Annotated in this window: 2 protein-coding genes and 1 pseudogene (1 of these 3 running past the window's edge); all 3 read right to left on the bottom strand. The window is 42.5% G+C overall.

Annotated elements, in window-relative coordinates:
- Positions 1 to 1164 (bottom strand): condensation domain-containing protein (locus BB427_RS13725; protein WP_254663636.1); only part of this gene is annotated, 1164 nt, incomplete at its 3' end.
- A 165-nt stretch (positions 1165 to 1329) separates the two neighbouring features.
- Complete coding sequence (locus BB427_RS13720) at positions 1330 to 2301, bottom strand: TauD/TfdA family dioxygenase (protein ID WP_069021222.1); 972 nt, start codon at positions 2299 to 2301, stop codon at positions 1330 to 1332.
- A gap of 119 nt (positions 2302 to 2420) precedes the next feature.
- Positions 2421 to 7279 (bottom strand): annotated as a pseudogene (locus BB427_RS13715) (non-ribosomal peptide synthase/polyketide synthase) (its annotated part continues 22810 nt past the right edge of the window); the annotation flags it as partial.

Raw genomic sequence — 7279 nt, 5'->3', positions numbered from 1 at the left:
CGCATCAAACCCTTGCTCACCATCCACCTGATTCCGTAGCGCCAAGGTGTTCACAAACATCCCTATCAGCCCTTCCGTTTCTATATGTTGCCTATTGGCGATAGGTGTCCCCAAACAGATATCATGTTGTCCCGTGTAACGATAAAGTAGTCCATTAAATACCGCCAACAACGTCATAAATAATGTGCTGCCGCAATGATCTGACAATGACTTTAATTGCTCAGTCAGTCGTTCATCGATTGCAAACTCGGCCGTAGCCCCTTGAAAGCTTTCTTCTCTGGTTCTTGGGTGATCGGTGGTCAGTTCAAGACTTGCTGGTAACTTAGCAAGTTTTTCCCGCCAATAACCTAGCTGTTGCTCCAGTACGCCTCCTTCATCAAGATGCTTTCTTTGCCACACACTGTAATCTGCATATTGGATTGGCAAGATCGGTAAATTCGGCTCTTTATCTAGGCTTAGCGCGCTCAAAATCTCGCTAAACTCTCTGACCATAACACTTGTAGACCAACCGTCACTGATGATGTGATGCAGTGTGATGATTAGAACATACTGCTGTTCTTTTAACTTTATAAGCTTGGCGCGAAGTAGTGGTCCCTTAGACAGTTCGAATGGTGTTTCGGCTTCTAATAGACAAATCGCTTTGGCCTTTTCATGACGTGTGATGATATCGTTATGATGACTCAAATCTATCTGGGTCAATCGAAAATCAACCTCACCCAAAACCACCTGCTGAGCTTTACCTTGGTGCTCTGTAAATACGGTTCTAAGCACCTCATGACGGGAAATTATCAGCTTAAAGGCCTGCTCCAAATGTACAATGTCTAGATCACCATTAATCAATACCGTCTTTGGAATATTGTATGTCGCGCTGTTAGGCTCTAATTGATCAATAAACCATAATCTTTCTTGGGAATAACTAAGTGGAAACGAAACAATCTCATTTCCTGCCGGTGTTGTTCTATTTACTTTTTGGACCTGGGATGTGTGACTTCTGCTGGAAACCTGTTGCAAAAAAGCAATGATCTCTGGCTTATTTGCAATGAGTTCATCTTTTAACTCATTGGTTAATGCCCCTTTTGGCGCTTTAAATTTAAGCTGCCCATCCTTAACGAATAGATTTATGCCTTTTGCATTGAATTTATTAATAAGAGCATATATAGACATGAAGTACTCCTCACACGGTCCAATTGTATGTATTGAACAATCTTCCCTAAGCTTGCTTTGATAGGTAGGATTTATTGTTATTGTTATTTTTTTACTATTGATATTAGCCAGTCTGAGTATGTGTACCATATGCTCAGACTGGCTAATTAATATCTGTAATGTAAGTTATCTCAGATCGCTCTCGACCATAGGATCACCCAGTGCCACTCGCACTTGACGCTCTCCTTTATAAGGCAAACGACAATGTGCAACCAATAAATTATCAACGTAGATAATGTCTCCTTCCTTGGCATAGATAGTCTCACTTTGCTCTTGTAGAACCTGAGAAATCAAGGACAGTGTCTCTTGCGGTATCGGCGTCCCATCACCGAAGCAAACATATCGAGGAAAATCAAATTCCTCATAGCTTTTACGAAACACCTTATAGATTTTTTCTTCCATCATTCCAGGGTGATGCAGCTGGATTTGATTAAACCAAGTTAATTCTTTCGTAATGGGGTGCGTAATAATTGCTGGAGCAACTCGTCTGGTGGAGAAAATGTCTCCTTTTTTCCACTCAAACTCTAATCCGTCATCGTGGCATGCCGCTTCTAGCTCAATTTTGCACGTGGTTTTAAAGAAATCCTGCCACTTCACATCAACATAAGGTATGAAATTACGACAATACATCAGCTTTTTCGCTGCAAACTCTTCAACCAGCTCTGGGGGTAAATTGCGTAGTACATTTCGCCCATCGACAATGCTTAACCCGCCCCCCTCTGGGGCGGCTTTAATACATAAAAATAGCTGCTTAGAGGGGAACGTCGGTGTGTGTGAAGCCTCATTGTGAAAGTAAATGGTTTTGTCTGGGGGGTAAGGTGTCGCACCATAGACTTTCTTACTTTCTGCAATCGAAGGTAAATCACCATACTTGGTGTATAGGTTCTCACAAAACAGCTCAGAAACGTTTTCAAATTGAGATATCGCGTCAATCCCGAAACCTTTGAAATAAATGGCACCATGTTCTCTTAGTTTTAAATCAATTTCTGATTTATGGTCTCGGATCAATTGTTCTACCGTGATTTTCTGATCACATTCGATTGTAAGAGGTATACCGTTGCCAGGCGACAACTTTGCAATAGTCATTAAGTTACTCATCACTTCCATCTTTTAGTTTTGATGCTTACACATCGTTTATTGTTATTTTTTAGGGGCTCTTACAGAGCCCCTTCCTCAAACTCAATATCTTCTGACTCACCATCAGTGACTGATGCTTCTAGTTGATATTGCGCAGCAGCGACAAATTCAGCGATTCCAGCGATAGTCGGTAAGCCAAACACCTCTGCGATGGTCAGCTTAACTCCAAATTGGCTCTGAATTTTATACACTAATCGAGTAACCGAAAGTGAGTGCCCACCCAGTTCAAAGAAACTATCGTTAATACCAATATTAGCTGGGTTGAGCTCAAGTACCTCAGCCCAAATATTGACCAGCACATGCTCAACCTCAGTGCAAGGCGCGACATAGCTTCGGCTAGAGGTAATAGTTACATCAACTTGCTGCAACGCGTTTCTGTCTACTTTACCGTTATGTGTCAGTGGGATAGATGTCAAGCTAACAAAAGCTGCAGGCAGCATATAATCCGGTAAAACTTGCTGAAGATGCTGCCTAAGTGCAATCGCGTCAAGTTCAACTACTTCATTTTCAGTTGAGCTTTTAGCGACATAGAAAGCAATGAGTTTACTATCTTGCTGCTGTCCTTGCATAACAACGACACAATCCTTAATCGCATCAAACCGATTTAATAGTGCTTCTATTTCGCCGGTCTCGATACGGAAGCCTCGAACTTTCACCTGATTGTCAATTCGGCCTAAGTACTCAATATTGCCATCTTCCAACCAGCGCACGAGATCGCCAGTTTTATACATTCTAGAATCTGCATTGCTAACGAATGGATTAGCAATAAATTGCTTCTCCGTAAGCTCAGGGTGATTTAGATACCCTCTCGCGACGCCAACACCTGCGATGCATAACTCTCCAGGAACACCTATGGGCTGAGGGTTGCCATAAACATCCAGCACATACGCTTGAGTATTAGCCAAAGGCTGACCTAAATGCACAGTTGTTGTATCAACTAACTCAGCACTGCTAAGTGCTGTTGAGGATAGCTTTGAAACCGTCGTTTCCGTAGGGCCATAGTTATTGAACACTTTACAGCTTGGGTTTTGTTCATTAACCAGTGCGACGATTTGCTGAGATAGCGGCTCGCCTGCAAAAATTAGCGCCTTATTCACCGTTATGATTTCAGAATCAGATAACTTAAACATCTCAAAATGTGATGGCGTTATCTTCATACAATCAATCGGATGAACCGCCACATAGTCATGCAGTGCTTTTGGCTCATTTACGGTGGCATTTGCAATCAGATGTAATGTTTTACCAAACAATATAGGTACATAAAGTGCCAAGTTCCCCAAATCAGCAGAGAAGCTGGACACAGCCGCAAAGGTATCACACGCTCGCAAGTCCATTTTATCGACTACACTGTAGGTATAATCAACCACCATTCCATGTTCAATCATTACCCCTTTAGGTTTACCTGTAGAACCAGAGGTGTAGATAACGTATGCCAAGTTATCGTGACTCACCTCGCGACTAAGCTCCATGCCTTGCATTAATGCCAGCTCTGCTGCCTGGGCTTCGGCCAGATACCCATCTTCATCTAACCCGATGACTTGTACATCTTGGCCCACAAGTGCTGTTACTTTATCTTTGCTGTGCTGATGGGTAATTATGATTTCAGCTTGGCTATCTTCAAGCATCATCGTCAATCTATCCACGGGAAGCTCAATATCTAGAGGTAGATAAGCTGCACCGGCTTCCAATATGGATAAGACACCTACCATCATTTCCACTGACCTTTCTACACATAAGCCAACGAGCGCATCTGGCTTAACTCCCTGCGACTGTAGATATAATGCAAGTGTCTGGCTTCTTTCATACAACTGTTTGAAACTAAGCGTACGATCATCGCAAACCAAAGCAAGTTTATCAGGCGTATTCATCACCTGCTCTTCAAACAACTGATGAATGCACTTGTCATGCGGGTAATCAGACTGAGTTCCATTGCGTTCAACTAACAGCTGATGTCTTTGCTGCTGTGAAATCAAACTTACATCGCACAGCGACGACTCTGGATTAGCAAGGATTTGTAACACCAATCTTTCAAATTGTGCTAGCAAGGTATCAATAGTGCCTTCGCTGTAGTAGAACTCATCCCACGTTAGATTAATTTTCAGCGTCTCGTGTAATACAGCAATCATCGACAATGGATAGTTCGGAGATTGATAGCCTGACAGTTCCGTTATTAAGCTATTCGCTTCTGTAATTTTCTCGACCGGGTAATTCTCATAAACCACCAAGGTTTGGAAGAACTCTTCGTTTGAACCTTTACCCAGCAACTCTTGTATTTGCACCAGCGGTGTAATCTCATGATTTAACTTTTCAGATTCTCTTACTTGCATCTGTTTAAGGTGCTCAAGTAGGTTAAGCTGAGTGTTAAAACGAATACTTGTTGGCGTTGTGTTGATACATAGTCCAACCATTTGATCGCTGTGTTTAGTGTTCAATATACCCGTTCGACCAGAGCTGACACTGCCGAAAGTCACTGCTTCATTGCCACTTTGCAGATGCAGCAATAACCCCCACACATACTGCAACACGGTATTCATCGTCAACCTGTGGTCTTTTAGTAATTGCTCAAGCTGTATCGTCGTATCAGCAGATAAACTGAGTCCTTTTTTACGGAACGAAGTTTTTGCAGTCTCAGCTTTGCGCTCATCGTGCTTAAACAACTTAGCCATTGGCAGTGGCGTCGACTCATCATGATACTTCAGATACGCCTGCCAGTACTCATTCTCTTGTTGTTGATCGCGACTCATTAACGCATTGACATAAGCACTATATGGCGCGGTTGCTGGGATTTGGTAATCCACCTTTTTGCTCAAAGACTGGTACAGTTTGAATAAATTGGACAAAATAATTCCCTGTGACCAACCATCCATCACGATATGGTGCTGTTCAAAAACCAGCCTGCTAGAATCTCTACCTTGGAACAAGGTCATACGCATTACAGCTGTGGTGTCGAAACTAATTCCAGCACGCTTACTTCTTTGCATCCAATGCTCACACGCCTGTTTGAGTGCAGCATCATCTTTTTCAGACCAGTCCACATAATCAATGTGTACATCTACTTGCTTAAGAATAACTTGTAGTCCAGCATTGATATTAGCGGTATTATCTGTGATCAGCTGCATTCTCAATGCATCGTAGTGATGCACTATGGTGTGCCATGCCTGATTCAAAATGGTCATGTCCACATGCCCATTTATCCCAATCATCAGCTGTGATAAATACATACCATTGTAATCTTCGGTTTGTGCATATAGTGTTTCGTACAACATCCCTGATTGCAGTGGCGTCAATGGATAGATGTCGTGGATATTATCCAATGAGATCTGTGTACGTTGCGCTAACTCAGGTATGAGTTTGTCTAACTGTGATAATGACGCTGGCAACAGCGGGAAGTCATCTGGTGTATAGCCCTGTCTAGGCATATCACAACAATGCTCAAGCAAGGCTTCCAGTGCTGTTACAAAGTTGTCTTGCCATTGACTGATCGGCTTCCCTTGCCATTGTTGTGGGTAATTAAATGTGAAAGATAACTGCCCAAATACAACCAAGCCATTAACGGTAACCAGTTTGTCAGCTTCTCGTTTGTCTGAGCTACTCTCACCGCTGGAGTGTTCACTGAACTCAAAATGGCTATCTCCCGACGAAGGATTATTCGACTGGAAATCACCTAAGTAATTAAACACCACCTGAGACTCAGGCATACTACAAATAACCTCATCACAATTGATGTAGCGGAAGATGCCATAACCAATACCTTTGTTAGGAATTGCGTGTAACGCCGCTTTCACGTCCTTAATACATTGGCCAATATCACTTGGGCTAGACAACGCAAAATTTGCGGGATAAAGACTGGTAAACCAACCAACCGTGTTAGTGATATCAATCGCCGAGTCTAACTGCTCTCGACCATGCCCTTCCAAGTCAATCATCAACTGCGTGCTGCCTGTCGATTGGTAATAACTAATCATCAGAGCCGTCAATAGTAAGTCATTGATGTCCGTTCCATAAGCCTGATGACAGTGCTTGAGCAACATCGTCGTGTTGGTTTTGGATAATGAGACTTTACTACTTAGTATCTCGCTATCTTTATAAACATTAGGACCGAATGTATCGTTTACGTCTTGCACTTGCTGACTTTGCGCCTGCCAAAATGCGAGATCTTTCTTTCCTTGTTCAGAGTTTTTGTATGCTGATAACGAGTCAACCCAGTTACGATATGAACTGCGCTTTTTAGACAATGCTAAGACTTTATTATCAAGCAGCTGCGTGATCAGTTGATTGAGGTCTTCGAGAAGAATACGCCAAGAAACACCATCTACAGCTAAGTGGTGAATGATAATTGCTAATTGATCTTGGCCTGTTCCTTTCGCATCGAAGTAGACCCACCTCATAATTGGACCATGAATGAGATCTAAACTGCGTTGCCAGTGATCGCACGTCTCTCGTACAGTCTGTTCAGCCAATTCCCGTTGCATATTTGAAATATCTTGATACTGAATACCCAACTGTTCAGTGTCTAAAGCAACTTCGCCGACATAGCGCTGCTGCCAACATACCTTGCCACCATCATCAACCGAGCTGGTATATCTGAATCTCAGCACATCATGCTGCTGCGCCAACATAGCAACCAACTCCTGAAGCTGTGTAATAGATAGGTTGACATTTAAATTCAGCAACACCGACTGATTAAAGTGATGCAGATCAGTCTGAGTATGACTGAAGAAGTCTGATTGAATAGGACCTAATGGCACATTTCCATGTAGCACTCCGTCTTCTTTAATCACCTGCTTAGATTTCGATGTATCACAGTTTGCTAGTAATGCTCTGATCGTCGGATATGTGAACATATCGCGTACATCAAAGTGAATTCCTTGCTCAATTGCTTTAGAGACAACTTGAATGGTCTTAATTGAATCACCGCCTAATTCAAAGAAGTTATCAT

The organism is Pseudoalteromonas sp. BMB, from assembly GCF_001709235.1.
Lineage (GTDB): Bacteria > Pseudomonadota > Gammaproteobacteria > Enterobacterales > Alteromonadaceae > Pseudoalteromonas > Pseudoalteromonas maricaloris.
Note: the sequence above shows the minus strand (reverse complement) of the source record. Positions and strands in the feature narration are given on the sequence as shown.

Coding starts and splice junctions, on each gene's coding strand:
- BB427_RS13720 (WP_069021222.1), bottom strand. CDS start 2,301: ATGAGTAACTTAATGACTATTGCAAAGTTGTCGCCTGGCAACGGTATA.